At 71.1% G+C, this 22,135-nt stretch carries 20 protein-coding genes; 11 read left to right on the forward strand and 9 right to left on the reverse strand.

Annotated features, from left to right (window positions below; all coding sequences use genetic code 11):
• The first annotated feature begins 1 nt into the window (after position 1).
• On the forward strand, positions 2-655 hold the full coding sequence (locus tag AA23TX_RS41305; RefSeq protein ID WP_155548381.1) for a class I SAM-dependent methyltransferase: 654 nt from the start codon (positions 2-4) through the stop codon (positions 653-655).
• A 42-nt stretch (positions 656-697) separates the two neighbouring features.
• Here the strand turns inward: AA23TX_RS41305 and AA23TX_RS41310 are convergent, their stop codons facing one another.
• Positions 698-1,456, reverse strand: a complete 759-nt coding sequence (locus AA23TX_RS41310) for an SDR family NAD(P)-dependent oxidoreductase (RefSeq protein WP_155548382.1) — start codon at positions 1,454-1,456, stop codon at positions 698-700.
• 142 nt (positions 1,457-1,598) lie between these two features.
• Between AA23TX_RS41310 and AA23TX_RS41315 the strand changes: the two genes are divergently transcribed.
• The 3 genes from AA23TX_RS41315 (at position 1,599) to AA23TX_RS41325 (ending at position 5,217) form a co-directional block, all read left to right on the forward strand.
• Positions 1,599-2,903, forward strand: a complete 1,305-nt coding sequence (locus tag AA23TX_RS41315) for a UDP-glucose dehydrogenase family protein (RefSeq protein WP_155548383.1) — start codon at positions 1,599-1,601, stop codon at positions 2,901-2,903.
• 124 nt (positions 2,904-3,027) lie between these two features.
• Positions 3,028-3,420 (forward strand): VOC family protein, encoded by a 393-nt coding sequence (locus AA23TX_RS41320; RefSeq protein WP_338422543.1) that lies wholly within the window; start codon positions 3,028-3,030, stop codon positions 3,418-3,420.
• Between the two features lie 30 nt (positions 3,421-3,450).
• Positions 3,451-5,217 (forward strand): gamma-glutamyltransferase family protein, encoded by a 1,767-nt coding sequence (locus AA23TX_RS41325; RefSeq protein WP_155548385.1) that lies wholly within the window; start codon positions 3,451-3,453, stop codon positions 5,215-5,217.
• A gap of 49 nt (positions 5,218-5,266) precedes the next feature.
• On the opposite strand, the gene AA23TX_RS41330 is transcribed toward AA23TX_RS41325, so the two are convergent.
• The 3 genes from AA23TX_RS41330 to AA23TX_RS41340 are packed head-to-tail and all read right to left on the reverse strand — an operon-like array spanning position 5,267 to position 6,999.
• Positions 5,267-6,151, reverse strand: coding sequence for a VOC family protein (locus tag AA23TX_RS41330; protein WP_155548386.1), 885 nt, complete (start codon positions 6,149-6,151; stop codon positions 5,267-5,269).
• A complete protein-coding gene (locus tag AA23TX_RS41335) occupies positions 6,144-6,668 on the reverse strand; it encodes an RNA polymerase sigma factor (protein WP_155548387.1) in 525 nt (174 codons plus the stop codon). Before AA23TX_RS41335 ends, AA23TX_RS41330 begins: the two co-directional genes overlap by 8 nt.
• 4 nt (positions 6,669-6,672) lie before the next feature.
• The gene (locus AA23TX_RS41340) at positions 6,673-6,999 is read right to left on the reverse strand and encodes a hypothetical protein (RefSeq protein ID WP_155548388.1); all 327 of its coding nucleotides are present in this window, start codon (positions 6,997-6,999) and stop codon (positions 6,673-6,675) included.
• Positions 7,000-7,110: 111 nt separating this feature from the next.
• Between AA23TX_RS41340 and AA23TX_RS41345 the strand changes: the two genes are divergently transcribed.
• Positions 7,111-7,938 carry a helix-turn-helix domain-containing protein gene (locus AA23TX_RS41345; RefSeq protein WP_155548389.1) on the forward strand — a complete coding sequence of 276 codons (828 nt, stop codon included), beginning with the start codon at positions 7,111-7,113 and terminating at the stop codon, positions 7,936-7,938.
• A 20-nt stretch (positions 7,939-7,958) separates the two neighbouring features.
• A complete protein-coding gene (locus tag AA23TX_RS41350; RefSeq protein WP_155548390.1) occupies positions 7,959-8,153 on the forward strand; it encodes a DUF397 domain-containing protein in 195 nt (64 codons plus the stop codon).
• Here AA23TX_RS41350 and AA23TX_RS41355 read toward each other — a convergent pair.
• Positions 8,119-9,543: an MFS transporter gene (locus tag AA23TX_RS41355; protein ID WP_155548391.1), complete on the reverse strand. Its 1,425-nt coding sequence runs from the start codon at positions 9,541-9,543 to the stop codon at positions 8,119-8,121. The genes AA23TX_RS41350 and AA23TX_RS41355 overlap by 35 nt on opposite strands.
• Before the next feature lie 101 nt (positions 9,544-9,644).
• Between AA23TX_RS41355 and AA23TX_RS41360 the strand changes: the two genes are divergently transcribed.
• The 3 genes from AA23TX_RS41360 (at position 9,645) to AA23TX_RS41370 (ending at position 12,317) form a co-directional block, all read left to right on the forward strand.
• On the forward strand, positions 9,645-10,478 hold the full coding sequence (locus tag AA23TX_RS41360) for a helix-turn-helix transcriptional regulator (protein ID WP_155548392.1): 834 nt from the start codon (positions 9,645-9,647) through the stop codon (positions 10,476-10,478).
• Between the two features lie 67 nt (positions 10,479-10,545).
• Positions 10,546-11,652: a sensor histidine kinase gene (locus AA23TX_RS41365; RefSeq protein ID WP_196425822.1), complete on the forward strand. Its 1,107-nt coding sequence runs from the start codon at positions 10,546-10,548 to the stop codon at positions 11,650-11,652.
• Complete coding sequence (locus AA23TX_RS41370) at positions 11,649-12,317, forward strand: response regulator (protein WP_155548393.1); 669 nt, start codon at positions 11,649-11,651, stop codon at positions 12,315-12,317. The genes AA23TX_RS41365 and AA23TX_RS41370 overlap by 4 nt, the downstream gene beginning before the upstream one ends.
• 163 nt (positions 12,318-12,480) lie before the next feature.
• On the opposite strand, the gene AA23TX_RS41375 is transcribed toward AA23TX_RS41370, so the two are convergent.
• The 3 genes from AA23TX_RS41375 to AA23TX_RS41385 form a co-directional block, all read right to left on the reverse strand.
• On the reverse strand, positions 12,481-13,518 hold the full coding sequence (locus AA23TX_RS41375) for a class I SAM-dependent methyltransferase (RefSeq protein WP_155548394.1): 1,038 nt from the start codon (positions 13,516-13,518) through the stop codon (positions 12,481-12,483).
• Between the two features lies 1 nt (position 13,519).
• Positions 13,520-14,743: a DUF1707 domain-containing protein gene (locus AA23TX_RS41380; protein WP_155548395.1), complete on the reverse strand. Its 1,224-nt coding sequence runs from the start codon at positions 14,741-14,743 to the stop codon at positions 13,520-13,522.
• Between the two features lie 162 nt (positions 14,744-14,905).
• Positions 14,906-16,222, reverse strand: coding sequence for an alginate O-acetyltransferase AlgX-related protein (locus AA23TX_RS41385; protein WP_230863039.1), 1,317 nt, complete (start codon positions 16,220-16,222; stop codon positions 14,906-14,908).
• 61 nt (positions 16,223-16,283) lie between these two features.
• Here AA23TX_RS41385 and AA23TX_RS41390 point away from each other — a divergent pair, with 61 nt between their 5' ends.
• Positions 16,284-17,693 carry an SAM-dependent methyltransferase gene (locus AA23TX_RS41390; protein WP_155548396.1) on the forward strand — a complete coding sequence of 470 codons (1,410 nt, stop codon included), beginning with the start codon at positions 16,284-16,286 and terminating at the stop codon, positions 17,691-17,693.
• A 43-nt stretch (positions 17,694-17,736) separates the two neighbouring features.
• On the forward strand, positions 17,737-20,910 hold the full coding sequence (locus AA23TX_RS41395; protein ID WP_155548397.1) for a glycosyltransferase: 3,174 nt from the start codon (positions 17,737-17,739) through the stop codon (positions 20,908-20,910).
• On the opposite strand, the gene AA23TX_RS41400 is transcribed toward AA23TX_RS41395, so the two are convergent.
• On the reverse strand, positions 20,911-22,035 hold the full coding sequence (locus tag AA23TX_RS41400) for a hypothetical protein (protein WP_155548398.1): 1,125 nt from the start codon (positions 22,033-22,035) through the stop codon (positions 20,911-20,913).
• Positions 22,036-22,135: the final 100 nt, after the last annotated feature.

Here is a 22,135-nt window from a genome sequence, read left to right on the forward strand (position 1 = left end):
GATGGAGACGACCCGCAAGCACAAGGTGCCCGAAATGGAGGGCCTCCAGGCCCGCTGGTACGCCAAGAACCGCGGCACCGAGGCGCAGCTCGCGCAGTACCGCCGCCAAGCGGCCGAGGTGACAGCGGGGCTGCCCGACGGCGCCGAGGTCCTGGAGGTGGCGCCCGGGCCGGGCTTCTTCGCCGTCGAGCTGGCGAAGCGCGGCTTCCGCGTCACCGGGCTGGACATCAGCCACACGATGGTCGAGATCGCCCGGGAAAACGGCGCGGGCCTGGAGATCGACTTCCGGCAGGGCGACATCACGCACGCGCCGTTCGCCGACGAGTCGTTCGACTTCCTGGTCTGCCAGGCCGCGTTCAAGAACTTCCGGCAGCCGGTGGCCGCTCTCGACGAAATGCACCGGGTGCTGCGCCCGGGCGGGTTCGCGGTGATCCACGACCTGAACCACGAGGCCACGGGCGCGGACATCGACCGCGAGGTAGCCGGGATGAACGTCGGTGCGGTCGCCGGGTTCACCGTCCGGCAGACGCTCGGGTGGCTGCGGCGCCGGGCGTTCACCCGGGAGCAGTTCGAGGCGTTGGCCGCCGAAAGCGCTTTCGGCGGCTGGTCGGTGACGGCCGACGGCGTCGGCCTGGAGGTCCGCCTCACCCGCTGACCGCGACCGCCGGGGCACCTGGGGGTGCCCCGGCGGGAAGCGTCAGCGCGGGGCCATCCGCAGCGAGCCGTCCATGCGGACGACCTCGCCGTTCAGGTAGTCGTGGTCGATGAGCGACAGCGCGAGCTGCGCGTACTCGTCCGGCCGCGCGAGGCGCTTAGGGAACGGGATGCCGGCGGCGAGCGTCGCGCGGAACTCGTCGCTGACCGTCGCGAGCATCGGGGTGTCGACGATGCCCGGCGCGATCGTCAGCACGCGGATGCCGTGCGAGGCCAGGTCACGGGCCGCGGGGAGCGTCATGCCGACGACCCCGCCCTTGGACGACGAGTACGCGACCTGCCCGATCTGGCCGTCGAAGGCCGCGATCGACGCGGTGTTGATGATGACGCCGCGAGCGTTGTCCTCGAGCGGCTCGGTCTTCGCGATCGCTTCGGACGCGACCGTCAGCACGTTGAACGTGCCGATCAGGTTGATCTGGATGACCTTCGCGTACAGCGCGAGGTCGTGACGGCCCTTCTTGGACAGGATCCGCGCGGACGGCCCGATGCCGGCGCAGTTCACCACCGTCCGCAGCGGGACACCCGAGCCCGACGCGGTCGCGACGGCCGCCTCGACCTGCTCGACGTCGGTCACGTCGGCCTCGACGTAGGTGATGCCGTCGACCTGCTCGGCCTTCTCGATGGACGACGCCAGGTCGAGCGCGAACACCCGCGCGCCCTTGGCCGCGAGAGCCTTCGCCGTCGCTCCGCCGAGGCCGGAAGCGCCCCCGGTGACGAGCGCCGCGGTGTCGGTGATCTGCATCTGTGCGGTTCCCTTCGCTGCTCTGACTCGGGACCCAGGTTAACGCTCGTTCGCACGGGTGGTTCGTGTCTTCGCTCACCGCTTTCGGGTACGACCGGTTCCGTTAGCGTCGTGGTCAACTCCGGCTGTCACCTTCAGCACCATGACGCCAGCTCGGATCGTGGTGGTAGGTACCGGTTACGTCGGCTTGACCACGGGGGCCTGCCTAGCCAGTCTCGGGCATTCCGTCACCTGCGTGGACGTCGACCGCGCGAAGGTGTCCCGGCTGAGTGCGGGGCGCGTGGACATCCTGGAACCGGGGCTGGCCGACCTGGTCGCCCGCGGGATCTCGACCGGCCGCCTCCAGTTCGTGGTCGGCGCGCGGGACGCGGTCCGCGACGCGGAAGCCGTGTTCCTCTGCGTGCCGACGCCGATGGGGGCGGGCGGGTCCGCGGACCTGCGCGCGGTCGAGGCGGTGGCCGCCGAGATCGGGGACGTCCTGCCCGCCGGCTGCGCGCTGGTCACCAAGTCGACGGTGCCGGTCGGCACGTCGAAGCGGATCGAGGAGATGCTCGGCCGCGCGGACGTCCCGGTGGTGTCGAACCCCGAGTTCCTCCGCGAGGGCACCGCCGTCGCGGACTTCCTGGGCCCGGACCGGATCGTCGTCGGTTCGGACGACCGCGCCGCCGCCCAGTGGGTCGGCGACCTGTACGCCGAGCTGGACGCGCCGCTGGTCGTCGCCGACGCGGCCAGCGCGGAGCTCGTGAAGTACGCCGCGAACTGCTACCTCGCGCTGAAGCTCTCGTACGTCAACTCGATCGCCGAGCTGTGCGAACGGCTCGGCGCGGACATCAACCTCGTCACCGAGGGCATGGGCCACGACCGGCGGATCGGCCGTACGTTCCTCAAGCCCGGCCCGGGCTGGGGTGGCTCGTGCCTGCCGAAGGACACGAGCGCGCTGGTCAAGGTGGCCGAGTCGGTCAACTACGACTTCAAGATGCTGACCTCGGCGATCGACGAGAACATCGCCCAGCGCGACCGGATCGTCGCCAAGATCGCCGGCGCGGTCGGCGGCACGCTGGCCGGCGCGCGGATCGGCGTCCTGGGCCTGGCGTTCAAGGCGGGCACGAACGACCTGCGCGACTCGCCCGCGCTCGCCGTGGCCTCGGTGCTGGGCGCGCTCGGCGCCGAGCTGACCGCCTACGACCCGGCCATCGACGGCGGGATCGACGGGATGACCGTCGTCGACGACGCCTACCAGGTGGCGAAGGACGCGGACGTCGTCGTCGTGCTGACCGAGTGGGCCGAGTTCAAGCACCTCGACTGGGCGGCGATGGCCCAGCTCATGGACGGCATCGACGTCGTCGACACGCGCAACCTGCTCGACCCGCGGGTGATCGTCGACGCGGGACTGTCGTGGCAGGGCGTCGGGCGGCCGCGGGCGGCGGCGCGAATCAAGGTGTCGTGACTTCGCCGGGCCCGCTAGGGTGATCGGCACGGCATCGCGTGTCGGTCACCGGCTGGGTGAGGCATGGAGGTGGCGGGAGTGCCCGTGGAGGCATTTCACCGTGTCAGTTTCCGTATCCGTTGAATTGAACCATTTGATCGTCCCGTCCCGGAACAACCGGGAATCCGCCGAATTCCTGGCGAACCTGCTCGGCCTCGAAGTCGGGGAAGAATGGGGTCCGTTCATCCCCGTCGAGACGCGCAACGGCGTCCGGCTGGACTTCGCGACCGTCCCCGAAGAGGACCTTCGCCTGCAGCATTACTGCTTCCTGGTCCCGGAGGATGACTTCGACGCCGTCTTCGCGAGGCTCGTCGAAACCGGCGTGACGTACCACGCCGACCCGATGGGAAAGCAGATCGGCGAAATCAACCACAACCACGGTGGCCGTGGCGTCTACTTCCTCGATCCCGGCGGGAACGGGATGGAAGTCATCACGCAGCCGTACGAGCCGGAACGGCGTCGCCCGGCATCCTGGTAAAAGTTCCTTAGCAATGCGTACTATCGGGGCATGTTCACGACGAGGCCCGAGCTGGCCGGCACCTTCGGGATGGTGGCATCGACTCACTGGCTGGCTTCGGCCACCGGGATGGCGGTGCTGGAAGACGGCGGCAACGCGTTCGACGCGGCGGTCGCGGCCGGGTTCGTCCTGCAGGTCGCCGAGCCGCACCTCTGCGGGCCGGCCGGGCAGGTACCAGGCCTCTTCGTGACGGCGGACGACCCGACCCCGCGGGCGCTGGCCGGTCAAGGCCCGTCGCCCGCGGGGGCCACGCCCGAGCATTTCGCCTCGCTGGGGCTGGACCTCATCCCGGGCAGCGGCCTGCTCCCGGCGACCGTCCCCGGCGCCTGGGATGGCTGGCTTCTGCTGCTTCGCGACTACGGCACGAAGTCGCTTCGCGAGGTCCTGACGTACGCAATCGGGTACGCGCGCAACGGCATCCCGCTGGTGTCGCGGGTCAGCGACACGATCAGCGCCGTCTCGCAGCTGTTCACCGAGCACTGGCCGACGTCCGCGGCGCTCTGGATGCCGGACGGCAAGCCGGCTTCGGGCGTGCACCGGAACCCGGTCCTGGCGGACACCTGGGAGCGTCTGCTGCGCGAGGCGGAGTCCGTGTCGGGGCGGGAAGCGCAGATTGACGCGGGACGTCGTGCCTGGTCACAGGGGTTCGTCGCCGAAGAGATCGAGAAGTTCAGCCGGACCGCATTCCGCGACGACTCCGGCCGCGACCACGCGGGCCTGCTGACCGGCGACGACCTGGCGTCGTGGTCGGCGTCGTACGAGGAACCGGCCTCGGTGGACGTCGGCGACTGGCGCCTGGTCAAGATGGGCGGCTGGACGCAGGGTCCGGCGCTGCTGCAGCAGGCGCTGCTGATGTACGGCTTCCGCGACGAGCTGTCCTATGTGGACGGCGTGCCCTCCGAGCGCACGGTCCACCTGGCGACCGAGGCGGCGAAGCTGGCCTTCGCGGACCGCGAGGCGTGGTACGGCGACACCGACGTGCCGCTGGACGTGCTGCTTTCCGCGTCGTACACGGACTCCCGGCGGGCCCTGATCACCGACACGGCGTCCGCCGAGCTTCGCCCCGGCGACGCCCGCGGCCCCGCCCGGCTCCCGGCGATCCTGAATTCGCTGCAGGGCATGCAGGCTGAAGGCGGCGCGACGGGCGAGCCGACGGTGGGGCCCCAAGGCCGGACCCGCGGCGACACGGTCCACCTCGACGTCGTCGACGCGGCGGGCAACCTGGTATCGCTGACGCCGTCGGGCGGCTGGCTGCAGTCGAGCCCGGCGATCCCGTCACTGGGCTTCTGCCTCGATTCGCGCGGGCAGATGTTCTGGCTGGAGCAGGGCCTGCCGAACTCCCTGGCGCCCCGCAAGCGCCCCCGCATCACGTTGTCGCCGTCGCTGGCCCTACGCGACGGAGTCCCGACGCTGGCGTTCGGCACCCCGGGCGGCGACCAGCAGGACCAGTGGCAGCTGTGCTTCTGGCTGGCCCACGTGTACGGCGGCCTGAACCTCCAGGAGTCGATCGACTCACCGGCCTGGCACACGACGGCGTTCCCGAGTTCGTTCTACCCGCGTTCGTGGAACCCGCGCGAGCTGGTGGTGGAGTCCCGGCTGGGAGCGTCCACTTTGGACGGCCTGCGCGCCCGCGGCCACGAGGTCGTGGACGCGGGCGACTGGGCGCTGGGCCGGCTCTCGGCGGTTTCGCGCTCCGAAGGGTTGTTGCGGGCGGCGGCCAACGCCCGCGGCATGCAGGGCTACGCCTCGGGCAGGTAGGTGGTCAGGGGTCGTGAGTGAGAAACAGTGTTAGAACACTGTTTCTCACTCACGACCTCGGCTGCTGCCAGAGCCAGAACTCGATGCCCTGGTTGTCGGTGCAGTCGGCCGTCAGCCCGTACGGGTGGTTCTCCACTTCGCCCGCCTGGCCGCCCTGCTCACGAACCCGCGCGAGCGCCGCGGACAAATCGTCGACCGCGAACATCAGCTTCCAGCCGACCTGGCGGCCCGGGCCGCCCCAAAGGCCGCCCGGCTGGCCGTCGCCCTCGATGTTCCAGGCGCCCTCGACCGAACCCGGGGTGAACTGCCAGCCCAGCACCGCGCCGTAGAACGTCTTCGCGGGCTCGTCGGCCGGGACCTGGAACGTGAAGTACATGGCCTCGCCCTGCTTCGGGGAGGCGGCGGGCTTGGGCGCGGCCTGCGAGACCAGCCAGCGCTGGCCGAACGGGTCGCGGAACGAGCCGCCCCGGCCGTACGGCGAGTCGCTCACCGGGCGGATCAGCGTCGCACCCAGCTCCAGCGCCCGGTTCACGCTGACGTCCGCGTCCGGCACCTCCACCCGCACTGACGCGCCCCCCTGCTGCGGCGCGACGTGCCCGATCTCCGGGTACTCCTCGGCGAGCATCAGCACCGCGTCACCGATGGCCAGCTCGGCGTGCCCGATGCGGCCGTCGTCCATGAGGATCGGCTCGCCGCGGCGGGTCGCGCCGAAGACGTCGACGTAGAAGTCGAGCGCGGCCCGCGCGTCGGACACGGCGAGGTAGGGCGTCAGCGAGCGCAGTTCGGCGTCGGTCGCCGGTGCTTCGGTCGTGGTCGTCATATCGGCTCCGTTCAAGATGACGCGACGCAGGTTGTCGCGCAGTTCGGCGGCGAAGTCCGGGTCGGGACCGACCCGCTCGGAGGGCCGGCGAAGCGCGTCGAAAGGCTCAAGCATCGCGACCCTCCTTCTCCTCGTAGGCGCGCCGGAACGCGGCACGGGCCCGCACGAGCAACGCCTCGGTGGCGTGCACGCTGCGCCCCAGGTGGCCGGCGACCTCGGGCACACCGAGGCCGTCGACGTACCGCAGGGTCAGGGCCGCGCGGTGGTGCGACCCGAGGGATTCGAGCACCTGTCTCGCGCGCAGGGCGTCGAGCTGCTCGTCCCAGGGGTCCTCGACGTCCGGTGCACCGTCGTGCACCAGCCGCAGCCCGCGTTCCTCACGTTCTTTGCGCCGCCAGTGGTCGGCGAGCTTGTGCCGGGCGACGCCGATCAGCCACCCGGTGCTCACTGGAGGTGCGTACTCCTTGCGACAGGCGGCGACCGCCCCGAGGAAGGTCTCGGAAGTGAGTTCCTCGGCGAGCGTGCGGTCACCGCACCGGGACAGCAGGTACCCGTAGACCTCCGGCAGGGCCGTCTCGTACAGCCCGAGCAGCGCGAAGGCCGGGTCCGGTCGTACCCGAGGTTCCGTCACACCCTCATAGTCGTCCGGCGCGCGACTTTTCCGACGGGTGAACTTGGCCTTTTTTCGGCGGCCAGCTCACCCGGATGGTGACGACGTGGTCCCGCCGCCCGGGAAACAACCGGTAGACGCTGACGACGAAGGTCCCGGGCTTCGCGCGCTTGCGGGACAGGTAGTCGTGCGCGCAAGCGGTCCCGTACCGGACGGTCCACCCCTGGTAGCGCTCACTGCGGTGCTCGAGGACGAACCCCATGTCATCGACGAGCTCGGTGTATTCGTGCACCCTGCGGTCGCCGGCCTCGCGCCGGTACTCGAGCTCGTGGGGGTAGCCGTACCTGTCCATGACCTGCAGGTTCTCGACGCAAGTCAGCGCGACACGGCCCGCACACGGGAATCCCACATCGGCACACCCGGCCTACGATTCGTGGTTGATCGACAGCGAGGGGTGACCACCATGGATCGGCCGGCCAAGCCGAACTACCGACGGCGCCAGCTCGGCCGCACCCTGCGCAAGCTACGCGAGGCGGCCGGGCTGAGCCAAGAGGACGCGGGCCGCCCGCTGCGGTTCTCCACGTCGAAGATGAGCCGGATCGAGCAGGGCTACATCCCGGGCTACAACGACTTCCTGGCGTTGCTCGACCGCTACGGCATCATCAGCTCGGACTACGGCGAGTACGTGCGGATGTTCGATTACGCCAAGGAGAAGGGCTGGTGGCACGCGTTCGGGCTGAGCGATCGCGGTTTCGTCAGCGTGGAAGCCGAGGCGTCGTGGATCCGGAACTACCAGCTCGGTTTCGTGCCGGGCCTGCTGCAGACCGAGGACTACATGCGTGCCACCTTCGCCGGTGCCCGCGACCCCGTGGAAGGTGAGCTGCTCGAGAACCAGGTGCGGGTTCGGCTGCGCCGTCAGAATCGCCTGACCGAGGCGCCGGTGCTGAACCTGCACACGGTGGTTGACGAGTTCGCCCTCCGCCGCGAGCCATGCGACGCAGCGGAGCTGCGTCGCATGCTCGCGGCGGGCGAGCTGCCGAACGTCGAGATCCAAGTGCTGCCGCAGACCGTCGGCTCGCACGATGGTCTCTACAGCAACTTCATCCTCGCGGGCTTTCCCGACCGGGCGGAGCCCGACTTGGCTTATCTCTCTTACGGTTTCGGCTCGCTTCAGATCGAGAAGGAGGCGGAAGTTCGCGCTGCTAGGCTGACTTTCGACCATCTCGCCGATCGCGCCCTGGATCACGAGGACTCGCGCAAGCTCATCGCGAGGATGATCGCCGAGGTGTGATCCGAGCGGAGGCAATCATCGTGAACTGGCGTAAGAGCAGCTACAGCGGCGGCGGTGTCAACGATGACTGCGTGGAGGTGGCGTTCATCGGTAAAGCCGTAGCCGCCCGGGACTCGAAAGCCCCGACGGCCGGGGCACTCGAAGTGCCGCCGGCCGCGTGGTCCGCCTTCCTCTCCACCGTCACACCCGGGGGTCCGGCAGCCGCCGCGCGGTGATCGCGACCACCACCGCCAGCAGCGCCACCACCCCGATCACCCACGCGAACGCGTCCCGGCTGCCCAGCGAGCCCGACAGCTCCGCGTACAAACTCCCCAGCACCGCCACTCCCAGTGCCAGCGACGTCTGCTGGTTCGTCGTCATCACCCCGGAACCCACGCCGGCCAGGTCCGTCGGCACGTGGGACAGCACGATCCGGAACAACGTCGTCGACGCCAGGCCGTTGCCCACGCCGATCGCCACCATCGCCGGGGCCAAGTCGAGAATGGTCACGTTCGGCCAGGCCGCCAGCGTCGTGCACAGCAGCGCCACCATGCCGAGCACCACGATGGCTCCGCCGGCCGGCACGACCTTCTGCCCGTAGCGCGCCACCAGGCGGCTGCTCAGCATCGACACCGTGAAGTACGCGACCGCCGTCGGGGTCAGCGCACCGCCCGCACCGAGCGGGCCGAAGTGCAGACCCTCCTGCAACGTCATCGCGAACACGAACATGAACGAGCCGAACGCGACGAAGAACGGCACCGCCACCATCAACCCGCTCCGCACGCTCGGCAGCCGCATCACCGACGGCGGCAGCAGCGGTGTGCCACCCCTGCGCTCCAGACGTCGCTCGACGTGCACCAGAGCCGCGGCCGAGAACGGCGACAGCGCCAGCAGCACGATCGACCATGCCGGCCAGCCCAGGGCACGGCCCTCCATCAGCGGGACCAGCAACGACAGCAGAGTGGTCGCCAGCAACAGCGTCCCCAGCCGGTCGATGCCCAGCGGGTTGTGCGCGCGGCTTTCCGGCAGCCGCCGGGCCATCACCAGCACCACCAGCCCGATCGGCACGTTCACCAGGAAGATCGGCCGCCAGCCCGTCCCGAAGACGTCCGCCGCCACCAGGGCGCCACCCAGCAGCTGGCCGACGACCGTCGACAAACCGCCCGTCGCGCCGAAGAGCCCCAACGCGCGTGAACGCTCTTCGCCGGACGTCGTCGCCTGGATGATCGAGAGCACCTGCGGCAGCAGCAACGCCGACGCCGCCCCCTGCGCGGCGCGGGCGATCACCAGCGTGGTCGCCGTCGGGGCGATTCCGCAGGCCAGGGACGTCAGCGTGAACAGCCACAGGCCGACGAAGAACAGCCGCCGCCTGCCGAACGAGTCGCCGAGGCGGCCGCCGACCACCAGCAGCACCGCGTACGCAATGCCGTAGGCGGCCACCACCAGCTCCAGCGTCGCGGTGGACGCGTGCAGGTCGGCATCGATCGTCGGCAGCGCGACGTTGACGATGAAGAAGTCGATGATGGGCAGTGCCGCCCCCAGCAGCACCGTGACCAGGCCGGCGGGGGTCAGTCCCGGCCTGGCCGGAGCGCCGGAGGTCATCGGCGCGAGTTCTGTCGTGGTCATGGGTACTACGATCGCCCCGGATTTAAACTGGTACCAGTTGTCGTTTATCCAGGTATCACGACTACCTGGTACCAGGTCCGGAGACGTGCGATCCTGGCACCATGACCACCGCCGTCGAATCCGACCTCCGCCGCCAGGAGCTGGCGAGGTTCCTGCGCAGCCGTCGCGAGCGGATCACGCCCGAGCAGGTCGGGCTCCCGCTGCACGGCCGCCGGCGCACGCCGGGGCTGCGCCGCGAAGAGGTCGCGCAGCTCGCCGGCGTCGGGGTCACCTGGTACACGTGGCTGGAGCAGGGCCGCGACATCAACGCGTCCGAGCAGGTGCTGCAGGCGATCGCCCGCACGCTGCGGCTCGACCCGCACGAGCACACGCACCTCTTCCGCCTGGCCGGGGCGCCCGAGCCGGAGAACGAGAAGGACTGCCAGGTCATCTCGCCGCAGCTGGAACTGATGCTGAAGAAGCTCGAGCCGTACCCGGTCGCGGTGCGCAACGCCCGCTGCGACCTGCTCGGCTACAACCGCGGCTACAGCTGGCTGATGGGCGACGTCGACGGGATCCCGTTCGAGGACCGCAACACCCTGGTCCAGTGCCTGCTCAACCCGGAGTGGCGCAAGCGGATGCTCGACTGGGACACGAACATCCCGCGCGTGATCGCGTCCTTCCGCGCGGCGATGGCCGAGCACGTCGCCGAGCCGGCGTGGAAGAACCTGGTCAAGCGCCTCAAGGCGGAGTCGCCGCTGTTCGCCGAGCTCTGGCCGCACCACGACGTCAACTCCGAGCCGATCCGCACCAAGCGGTACATGCACCCGGACGTCGGGCTGCTGCAGTTCAACTTCACCTACCTCTACTCGGGCCGCCGCTCGGAGATCACGGTGTCGACCTACACCCCGGCCGACGAGGAAACGGCGGCGAAGCTGCCCCTCGTGTTCGACTGACGACGTACGCCGGGAGCACGCTCCGAGACGGACGCGCCACCGCGCCGCGCCCGGTAGGTTTCGCGGCATGAGAAGGCCGCCGTGGGCAGGACGCGTGGCGCGCACCGTCGTCGTTCTGGTCTTCGTGCTCGGGGCGACCAGCGCGTCTTCGCGGTGGCAGCCCGGGGCGACGCCGCTGACCCCACCCGCCGCCGCGTGGCTGGCCGCGACCGTCCTGACGCTGCTGTTCGTCCACCGCTTCCCGCTGACGCTCTTCCTGGTCACGGCCGCCTCGGCGTTCGGCTACTACGCCTCCGGCCTGCCCGGCGGGCCGGTCATCCTCGTGCCGACCATCGCGTTGTTCATGCTGACCCGGCAACGGGGGCCGCTCACCGCGGGCATCACCGGCTCGGCCGCGCTGGCCGCCGCCTACGTCACGCACGTCGTCACGACCCGGTCGTTCGCGCTGGAGGCGGGCGCCGGGTTCGTCGTCGTGTGGCTGGTCGCCGTCATCGGGGTCGGGACCGCCGTCCGCTACCAGCTCGACGCGCTCGCCGCGCGCCGCGGGCAGGCCGACGAGCACCGGCACCGGCTCGCCGAGCAGGAACGGCTGCGGATCGCCCGCGAGGTGCACGACGTCGTCGCGCACAGCCTCGCCATGATCAACGTCCAGGCGGGCGTCGCCGCGCACGTCGCCGACCGGCGGCCCGAGCAGGCGAAGGAGGCGCTGCTCAACATCAAGGCGGCCAGCGCGTCCGCGCTCAAGGACCTACGCGCGACCCTGGCCGTGCTGCGCTCGGGCGAGGACAAGGCGCCCGCACCGAGCCTCGCCCAGGCCGCCGAACTGCTGGCACACGCCCGCGACGCCGGGCTCACGGTCGACGTCCACGGCGAGCCCGGCGACCTCCCGGCCCCGGTCGACGCGGCCGCGTACCGGATCCTGCAGGAGTCGCTGACGAACGTCGTCCGGCACGCCGACCAGCCGGAACACGTCGACGTCCGGTTCGAACGCCGAAACGGGACCTTCACGCTGAGGGTGCGCGACGACGGCCGCGGCACCGCTCCGCCGACGCCGGGCCACGGCCTGCGGGGCATGAGCGAACGCGCCGCCGCGCTCGGCGGGCGGTGCACCGCCGGGCCGGTCGACGGCGGTTTCGAAGTGTGCGTCGAGCTACCGATCGAGGGAGAAGCATGATCCGCGTCCTGCTGGCCGACGACCAGGTCCTGGTCCGCGCCGGGTTCCGCGTGCTGCTGGAGACCGAGGACGGCTTCGAGGTGTGCGGCGAGGCGGGCGACGGCGAGCAGGCGGTCGCCGGCGCGATCGAACACCGGCCGGACATCGTGGTGATGGACATCCGGATGCCGGGCGTCGACGGTCTCGAAGCCACCCGCCGGATCACCGCGAACCCCGACCTCGCCGGAACGAAGGTGCTGGTCCTGACCACTTTCGACGTCGACGAGTACGTCTACGAAGCGCTGCGTTCGGGTGCCAGCGGGTTCCTGCTGAAGGACACCGAGCCGGTCGAGCTGCTGCGCGCGCTGCGGGTGGTGGCGGACGGCGAGGCGCTGCTGGCGCCGACGGTGACGCGGCGGCTGATCCAGGAGTTCGTCGGCCGCCCGGAGAACCGGCGCATCGACACGAGCGCGGTCCGCGAGATCACCGACCGCGAGCGCGAGGTGCTGGGCCTGGTGGCGGGCGGCATGTCGAACGACGAGATCGCGGCCCACCTGGTGATCTCCACGGCGACGGCCCGCACCCACGTCAGCCGCATCATGACGAAGATCGGCGCCCGCGACCGGGCGCAGCTGGTGGTGCTGGCCTACGAGTCGGGGCTGGTCACCCCGCGTCACTCCGCCTGACCCGGCGCACGACGCGGAACGCCCGGAACAGGAACACCACCGCGAGGGCGGCGACCAGGCAGATCCAGATCATGTCGCCTCCTTCCCACGGCCGATGCTCTGCTTACAGGGCGTTCGGGAGTGGGACGGCGTTCACCGACACGGCGGAAGTCACACCTTCGGGCTACTCGGAGACCTTCTGCAGCCAGATGTTCCCGCCGGAGTTGCCGGCCAGCTCGGGGACCCGGCCCTCCAGCAGCTCACGGTGGTGGGCCCACATGAACTGCTGGTACCAGCGGACCTCGAAGCGCCGGTTGTACATCAGGAACGCCCGGAGCAGGTAGTCCTCCTGCCACGCGCGCCCTTCGACCAGCCAGTCCATCGGGTACTCGAACGGGAAGAAGACATCGTGGACGTGCACCCACACGCCGTCGTTGAGCCGGGGGAGCACCTCGAAGAACAGGTAGTTGACGTCGGAGCCCGCCTTGACCACGTGGGTCGAGTCGATGAACAGCACGTCGCCGGCCTGCAGCTCGGCGAACGTCTCCAGCGGGACGTCCTGGACCGCCTGGCCGAGCACCCGGACGCGCTCCTCGTCACCCGGGCGGAACAGGCTTTCCAGCAGCTGCGGGTACGGCTCGACGCAGGTCAGCTCCAGCTCGGGGAGCCAGCCGTCGGCCGTGTCGAGCGTCATCGCCGTCGAGTAGCCCGAGCCGACCTCGATCATCCGCTTCGGGCGCAGGTGCCGGAGCATCGTGTGCAGGATGATCGCGTCCGACCACGAGTACGCCGTGTTCTCGTAGAAGTACCGGTGCTCGTCCGTGCGCTCGGCGGTGAACGGCAGGTCGGCGGCGAGGTCCGCGAGCGTGCCGAACAGCTCGAGCTGCTCGGCTTCCCGCAGGTCGATCGCCGGCGGGCGGGCGGTGATGTCGAACATCGCCGCGGCCCGGTTCCCGATCTCCTCCTTGGAGGCGAACGGCGAATAGAAGTGCCCGGGCGGCACCCACGTGCGGTACTGCTCCTCGAACGCCTGCTTCTCCTCGACGACCTCGGCGTGGCGCGCGAGCAGCTCGTCGTGGTGGTTCATCAGGCTGTCGTAGCGCGCGGACAGCTGGTCGAGGCGCGCCGTCAGCCTGCTCTCGCGGACTTCGAGGTCGTCGTACGACTTCCGGGCGACGGCGTAGCGCTTGACCAGCTGGCGGAGCCGCTTCTCGAGCTGCATCTCAGTTGTTCGTGCGTTCGGTCGGCGGCGCCTTCTGGACCTGCGCGGACAGCAGCGTCTTGAACGAGCTGAGCGTCGCGTCCTTGTCCTTGCCGTACGCGTCGACGATGATCACCCGGCCGTACAGGACGTACACCGCGCGGTAGACCGTCTGGTCACCGCCGTCCGGGGCGGCGAACACCGGCACACCGTGCAGTGACAGGTCGCGGCTGGCGGTCAGGCCGCCTTCCTGCTGGGCGTTCGCGTACTCCTGGACCACCGGCCCGGTGGACTGCTTGTCCGGCATTTCGAGCGCGTAGAGGCCGAGCGTGACGTCGCCGTCGGTCGTGGTCTTGAGCAGACCCTCGGTCATCCCGCCCTGCTTGAGCCGCTCGGTCACGGTGGCCGGCAGGAACTTCGCCGACTCCAGCTTCGCGATGTCGAACGTGCCCCCGCCGGCGCGGGTCTTGCCGGCCGGCGTCACCAGGGCCGAGGAGTTGTCGCTCGGCTCGGACTTCGCCGCGGGCGGCTCCGGCAGCGGCTTGGTGGTCGGCGCCGGTGGCGGCTGCTGCTGGCTGGAGCTCTGGGCCACCGGGGTGCTGCCGCCGTTGTCCTTGATGAACAGCGCCCAGACGCCGAACCCGAGACCGGCCAGCACGACCAGCCCGATCGCGGCGAACGCGATCTTCTTGCCCTTGCCGGACGACGGCTGGGTCTGGAACGTCTCCGGGCCCTGGCTGATCCAGCCCGCGTTGCCGGTGTTCTGCGGGCCCATCGGCGGGAAGTCCGAGCCGCCCCACGGCGGGCTGACGTCCTGCGGGGCCGCGCCCCACGGCTGCTGCTGTTGCTGCTGCCCCGGCTGGGGGAACCCGCCGGCGGGCGAAGGCTGGTTGTAGTTCGGCTGCATCGGCTGCGGGAACCCGCCCGAGGGCGAGTTCGGGTGCTGCTGCTGCCACGGCTGCACGACCTGGGTGCGCTCGCCGCCGCCCGCGTCGGCGTTGGACACGACCTGCGTGGCGTCCGCCGAACCCCCCGGGTCGGCGTTGGGCTGCTGCTGCGCCGGCGGTGACACCGGCGTGATGATCTGGGTCTCCGCGGCGGTCGACGGCTGCTGCTGCGACGGGCTGTCGTTGGCCGTGACGGCCATGCTCAGCACGCGATCACGCCGGGTCCGGTACTCGTCCGCGGTCAGGCTCCCCGCTGCGAGCTCCTCGTCCAGCCTGCGCAGCTCTTCCTGCCAGGTCACCCCGGTACCCCCTTCGGGTAGGTCGTCCCGAAACCATGCGAACGTGCGGGTGCGCGGCCGAATCCCTCCTGGCCGCACGCAGCCATTGTGCACGGGTGCCCTCACCCGTTGGCGGCCACCACCCCGTCGTTACCGACGTGAGTCGCTGGGCCGCCGGCGAGGTCAGCGCGGGTGCCGGGCGAGTGCGTTCGCCAGCTCGCCGATCGTCTGGTCGCGCAGCAGCGACGACGAGCCGCCGGTGACGCTGCGCTCGACGAATTCGAAGGTGACGACGTCCCGGTCGGCGAACATCTGGGCCAGCTGGTCGACGTTGCTCTCCGCCACGGTGTCGCCGTGCACGATGGTGACGTCTTGGCAGGTCGCGGCCAGGTACGGCGTCGCGAACTGGGTGAAGGAGTCGGCCACGATCCCGACCTTGGGGGCGATCGAACCGACCGGCGCCGCGCCGTCCGGCTGCGTCAGGTGCAGCGGCGACCGGAAGTCGCTGGCGATGTAGCGGGTCCGGTCCGCGCCGCCGTCGGTGCTGAGGCTGTACGTCGGCAGCTGCCGCTGCTCGGTGCGGCCGAGCACGCGGGCCAGGTCCGCCGGCCACGGCCGGACGCCGTCGGGCGCGGCGCGCCAGTTCGTCGTACTGCCGGGCGTGATCGCCTGGCCCAGCGCGTAGGTCAGGACGAGCCCGCCGTCGTAGGACCAGTGCGTGTCGTTCGGGTCGTAGAGCGGCCGGCCGAGCCGCTGCTTGGCGTCGGCGAGCGCGGGGCGCAGGTCCAGCGCGCCGGTTTCGCGCGGCACCCGGTTCCAGAAGTCGGTGGTCCTGGCCTGGGCGCAGGACTTGCCGACGTAGTCGTCCGGCAGGTGGCTCGGCTCTTCGGTGTACTTGTCCGGCGCGAAGACCAGCACGAACTTGCGTCCGGAGCTCTCGACCGCCCCGCGCAGCCGCTGCAGCGCGGAGACGACGTGGTCGACGTCCATCACCGGCCGGCACTTCGCGTTGACGTCCTCGCCGAGGTACAGCCAGCCGTCCTTGCCCGGGATCACCTGCGGGTAGACGTACCCGGGGACGTCGCCGGTGCCGGCGGGGTGCTGGCCCTGGTCGATGCCGACGGTGTCGTGGTTGGTGCCCTGCCCGGAGCCGGGCGGGTCGCCGAAGAAGCCGGTGCCGATGCCGTCCGCGGCCTGCACGCCGGCCTGCCGCAACGGCAGGTGGTCGGTGGCCCAGCCGGTCAGCCCGGTGAAGAACCCCCAGCCGTCGGAGAGGCTGGGGAACGGCCGCAGCGGCCGGTTCTCGAACGCCGTCGGCTGCACGCCCACGACCCACAGCAGCACCGGCGCCATGAAGAAGACGATCGCGCACGTCAACGCCGTGCGCTGCCGGCTGCTGTGCCGCGGGCGGTAGAGGTTGTGCTCCTTCGGGAGCCAGGACTCCGGCGTCAGCGGCAGTTTCCCGGTGGCGGGTGACTGCGGACGGAGTCGGGATGGCACGCCCGTATCCTAGCGCCGGGCCGGAACCGGACGAGCCGGAACCGGGGATGCGGGGATAGCGATGAGCGACCGGGGACCCGGCTACGAGCAGCGTCTGGCGCGCGAGCGGGAGACGTTCGCCGGTCAGGTCGAGGTGCACGGCAACCTGCCGCCGTCAGCGCACCACTGGTCCGAGCGGCACACGCGGCCGAAGCTCGAAGCACTCGGCGTCCCGAGCATCGAAGAGCTGATCGTCGGCGAGATCGCCGAGCGGGCGGAGCGGCTCGACCGGGACGTCGTCGTGCTCTCGCTCGGCAGCGGCAACGGCGACCAGGAGCTCGGCTGGCTGCGCACGCTGGCCGCGGCCGGGCAGCACAACGTGCGGCTGCGGCTGCTGGAGCTGAACCCCGACATGCAGGCGCGCGCGGAAGCGTCGGCGCGGGAGCTGGGCGTCGCCGACCGGGTCGAGCTGCTCACCGCCGACTTCAACACCTGGCGCGCCGACACCGCCCACGACGTCGTCGTCGGTTATCAGGCGCTGCACCACGTCCTCGACCTGGAACACCTCTACGGCCAGATCCGCGCCGGGCTCGATCCCAGCGGGGTCCTCGTCGTGCACGACATGATCGGGCGCAACGGCCACCGCCGCTGGCCCGAGGCCCTGGAGGTCATCGACCGGATCTGGGCGACGCTGCCGCCGCGGCTGCGCCGCAACGCGATGACCGGCGCGGTCGACGAGCAGTTCGTCGACATCGACTGCGCGGCCGACGGCTTCGAGGGCATCCGGGCCCAGGACGTGCTCCCGGTACTGCTCGACCACCTGCACCCGAGCCTGTTCTTCCCCTACGGCAACGTGATCGACCCGTTCGTCGACCGGATCTACGGCCCGGGCTTCGACCTCGCCGAGCCCGCCGACGTGCGGCTGCTCGACCACCTCGGGACCCTCGACGACACCCTCGTCGACCTCGGCGTCGTCAGCCCGACGCACCTCATCGGCCTCTTCCACCCCACCGAGCAGCCCCTGCGGGTGCACGGCTCCCGGACGCCGGAGCGGTCCGTGCGCGACACGAGTGTCGTCGATCCGGCCGGACGCGTTTCCTTTCGGCCCGGCGGCACCACCGGGGACCGGCTGGTGCGCGGAGCCGGCGTCGTGACCGGCCGGATGAACGGCGTCGCCCACGACGACTGGGCCGCGCCGTCGGTCGAGTTCCCGCTCCTCACCACGGCGGCGGTCGGGGCGCTCGAGCTGCGCACCTTCGTCCCGGACGACTCGGCCGACCACGGCAGCGTGACGATCGCGGTCGACGGCGTGCCGGTCGCGAAGGCGGACGTCGGGCCGGGACTGCGCGAGCAGGTGGTGCCGGTCGCGATCGACGCGCACCGGCAGGTCCGGCTCTCGTTCGACGCCGACTGGTCGATCACGGCGGGTTCCGGCGCCGACCGGCGGACGCTGGCCTACATCCTGGTCGGGCTGCGCCTCCTCGAAAGGTGAGGCCCGCCCCCGCGTCCCTGCTCGGACGGCTAATCTGCCCGCCATGGGCAAGGGGACGAACGGCGAGCGGCTGATCGAGTGGACCGGCGAGCGGTGCGTGCCGTGGACCGACGATCTCCAGGTGATCTACGAGCACTACCACCGCTACGCGTTCGCGGCCCGCTTCGTCGCCGGCAAGCGGGTGCTCGACCTGGCCAGCGGCGAGGGCTACGGCAGCGCGCTGATGGCGAAGGCGGGCGCCGAGGTCGTCGGCCTCGAGCTGGACCCGGTCACCGTCGAACACGCCAGGAAGAACTACCCGGGCGTCCGCTTCGAGACCGGCTCGATCACCGACCCCGCGGCCCTCGACGGCGAACGCTTCGACGTCATCACCTGCTTCGAAGCGATCGAGCACGTCGACGAGCAGGACCGGCTCATGGAACTGGTCCGCAACCGGCTCACGCCGTCCGGGATCTTCCTGTGCAGCACGCCGGACGTCGAGGTCTACTCCCACGACCACGGCAACGAGAACCCGTACCACGTGCACGAGCTGACCGGCCCGGCGTTCCGCTCGCTGCTTTCGGAGAGCTTCGAGCACATCGTCGTGCTGCGCCAGAACGTCGCGGTCGGTTCGCTGATCCACGACAACGGCGCGGGCACCGGCGCCGAAGTGCTCACTGTGCGGCCGGACGACGCGGACGGCTGGGTGGTCGAGCCGGGGGCGCCGCACACCTACTTCATCGCCGTCGCGTCGGCCGGGCCGGTCGAGGTCCCCTCGACGTCCGCGATGCTCGACCCGAAGCTGACGCTCGTCGCGCGCGCCGCGGCCGAAGCCGGTCGCCTCCGCGCCGAACTGGCCCGTACCGAAGCCGAGCGCGAGCGGGCCGCGGCCGCCGAGACCCGCCTGACCGCCGAACTGGCCGACGCCGCGGCCACCGGACGGCAGGCCGCCGCCGAGCGCGACGAGGCGCTCGGCCAGGCCGAGCGCGCCCGCGAAGACCGGCGCCGCGCGGCCGAAGAGCTGAACCTCCTCAAGCGCAAGTCCGGCTACGACACCGAGCGCCTCGCGTGGCTGGCGGGCAACAACACCGGGCTCGCCGACACGATCGGCCGGCTCGCCGCCGAGAACGAGAAGCTCCGCGCGGAGACGTCGGCGCTCGCGCAGCGGCTGATCGGCAAGTACCGCGGGTCGATCGAGAAGTTCGCCCCGCGCGGCACGCGCCGGCGTGACCTCTACGAAACGGCGCTCGGACGTCAGGCGGGCGCGGCTCCGGCCACGCCGCCGGTGCCGGGGCCGGTCGCGGTCACCACCAGCGACCAGCCGATCGTCAGCGTCGTCATCCCGGTCTACGGCAACTGGGGGTACACCCGGACCTGCCTCGACTCGATCCAGCGGCACCTGCCCGCGACGCCGTTCGAGGTGATCGTCGTCGACGACGCCTCCCGCGACGACTCGGCCGACCGGGTCGCCGGCTGCGCCGGGGTCCGGCTGGTGCGCGCGCCGAAGAACCTCGGGTTCGTCGGCGCCTGCAACCTCGGCGCCGAAAACGCGCGCGGCGACTTCATCTTCTTCCTCAACAACGACACCGAAGTCCGGCCGGGCTGGCTCGACGAGCTGGTCGCCGTGGTCGAGTCCCGGCCCGACGTCGGGCTCGTCGGCTCGAAGCTGGTGTACCCGGACGGCCGCCTCCAGGAGTGCGGCGGCATCATCTGGGCCGACGGCACCGGCTGGAACTACGGCAGGCTGCAGTCGCCCGACGCCCCGTGGTTCCAGGCCCTGCGCGACGTCGACTACTGCTCGGGCGCGGCCATCCTGGTCCGCCGCGAGCTGTTCGAGCGCATCGGCGGCTTCGACAAGCGCTTCGCGCCCGCGTACTACGAGGACACCGACCTCGCCTTCGCCGTCCGTGCGAACGGGTACCGCACGATGGTCCAGCCCGCGTCGGTCGTCGTGCACCACGAAGGCATCACCAACGGCACGGACGTCTCCTCCGGAGTGAAGCGCCACCAGGAGCTCAACCGCGGCGTCTTCGTCGACAAGTGGAGCGTCCAGCTGCGCGACCACTTCCCCGAGGCGAGCCCGCGCGCGGTCTGGGCCGGGCGGCAGCGCACCAAGGACGGCCACCGCGGCGGCACCGTGCTCGTCGCCGACCACCAGGTGCCGATGCCGGACAAGGATTCCGGCTCGGTGCGGATGTTCCGCATCCTCGAGCTGCTCGTCGGCCTCGGCCACCGGGTCGTGTTCATGCCGCTCAACAACGCACTCCCCGAGCCGTACGCGGACGCGTTGTACCGCGCGGGCGTCACGGTGGTGACCGGGCTCGGCGAGCAGCAGGAGTTCCTGCGCGACGCCGGCGCCGACCTCCGGCTGGCGGTGCTGTCGCGGCCCCACGTCGCGTGGCAGCTGCTGGAGCAGGTCCGCGAGCACGCCCCGGACTGCGTCATCGCCTACGACACCGTCGACCTCCACTTCGTCCGGCTCAACCGGCAGGCCGACCTGGCCGCGCAGCTCGGCGAAACCCGGGAGGAGCTGACGCTGCGGCGGCGGGCCGAAGTGCTGCGCGAGTCCGAGCTCGGCCTCACCCGCGCCACCGACGTCACGTTCACCGTGTCCGATGTGGAGCGTGCGCTGCTGCGGGAGCTGGTGCCCTCGGCGCGCGTCGAGGTGCTGTCCAACGTGCACCACGCCGACGCCGTGCCCGCCGTTCCGGACGGCCGCTCGGGCGTGCTCTTCGTCGGCAGCTTCGACCACCTGCCCAACCGGGACGCGGCGCGCTGGCTGGCCACCGAGATCATGCCGCTCGTGCGGCGACGGCGGCCGGACGCGGTGGCGCAGATCGTCGGCAGCAACCCGCCGCAGGAGATGTTCGACCTCGCCGGCGAAGGCGTCGTCATCCGCGGCTGGGTCCCGGACCTCGACAGCGCTTACCGGGAGACCCGGGTCGTCGTCGCACCGCTGCGCTTCGGCGCCGGGGTGAAGGGGAAACTGGGGGAGAGCCTCGGTTACGGCGTGCCGGCGGTCGTCACTCCGCTGGCCGCGGAAGGCATGCACCTGACCCACGGCCGCGACGTCCTCGTCGGCAGCACGGCCGAGGAGATCGCCGAGGAGATCGTCACCCTGATCGAGGACGACAAGCTGTGGCAACGGCTGTCCGAAGAGGGGAAGACCGTGGTGGACCGCCTCTTCGGCGCCGACGTCGCCCGCGGCACGCTGGCGGGGCTCCTCGACCAGGCTTGATCAGCTCGGTGGCAGCGCTTTCTGGAACACCGCGAGAGCGTTGTCCAGGCTGGTCTTCAGCTCGGTCTTGTCCTTGTCGAACGGCTGCGACGCCCAGACGACGAGGGCGACCTTGCCCGAGGTGTACCAGGTCCCGTTCATCCGCCGGTCGCCGTTGCGGCCGGTGACGACCTTCGGATCGGCCGCGAGCGGGACGAACCCGCCGGCGTCGGCGGCCGCGCGCAGGTAGTCGATGACGGCCTTCGCGTCGTCCGGCGACGTGGTCGGCAGCGCGAACGCGAGGTACCCCGTGTCCCCGGTGGCCGAACCGCGGTAGACGAACTGCGTGATGCCGTGCTGCGAGAAGACCTGCGCGCTCTCCTTGGGGTAGAGGTTCAGGTCCAGACCCTTGGCGAGCGACATCGTCGAGCTCTCCGGGTACTGCTTGCCGGGCAGCGGCGGAACCTGGTCCTCCAGCTGCGGCTGGGCCGCGGCGGCCGGGGGCTGCGGCACGAACGTCGACAGCGGGTTCGGCTTCGGGTCGTCCTGCCCGAGCCACATCGTCGCGCCGACGATCATGCCGAGCACCACCAGGACGCCGAGCGCGACGAACGGCCAGGTGCGCCCGGAAGACGAGCCGTCACCGCCGAAACGGTGCTTCCCCGGCGGTTCTTCCGGTCCGGTCTCCCGCGGCGGCGGCACGTGGGCTTCGCCCCGGGGCGGGGTGATCGGCGGGAACCGGCTGCCCGGCTGGTGGGCGGCCGGCCCGTCGATGCGCAGGTAGCGGGTCGGGACGATGTCGGCCGGGCTCGGCGCCGTGGTCATGTGGTCCGGGATGGCCGGCACCGGGCTCGCGTTCACCGTCGCCGGGAGCCCGGTGCGCTGCCAGGGCGGGTGGGGCTTCTGGTGCGGCACCGCGGGCCGCGGCGACTCCATGCGCTGCGGGGGCGGCCCGGGGTGGCTCGCCGGGTTGGCGCTCCGCCAGGTGTCACCCGGACGGCGCAACGGGGAAGGGACGGGTGAGGGCACGGTCGAACCGGAGGCCTGCGCGAGCAACTCGTCGCGTTGCTTGCGGTGTTCAGCAGGCTCGATGCGGCCTTCGGCAAGCTCCGAGTCGAGACGGCGAAGCTCTTCCTGCCAGCTCATCCTTGGGACCCCCATCCACCATTCGGGGCATCAGTCTGGCACGTGGGGCCGACCTGCGAGGTTGCGGTTCGAGGTTGATCGGCAACCTAGCGCAAGTCCG

It is taken from the genome of Amycolatopsis camponoti, assembly GCF_902497555.1.
Classification (GTDB): Bacteria; Actinomycetota; Actinomycetes; order Mycobacteriales; family Pseudonocardiaceae; genus Amycolatopsis; species Amycolatopsis camponoti.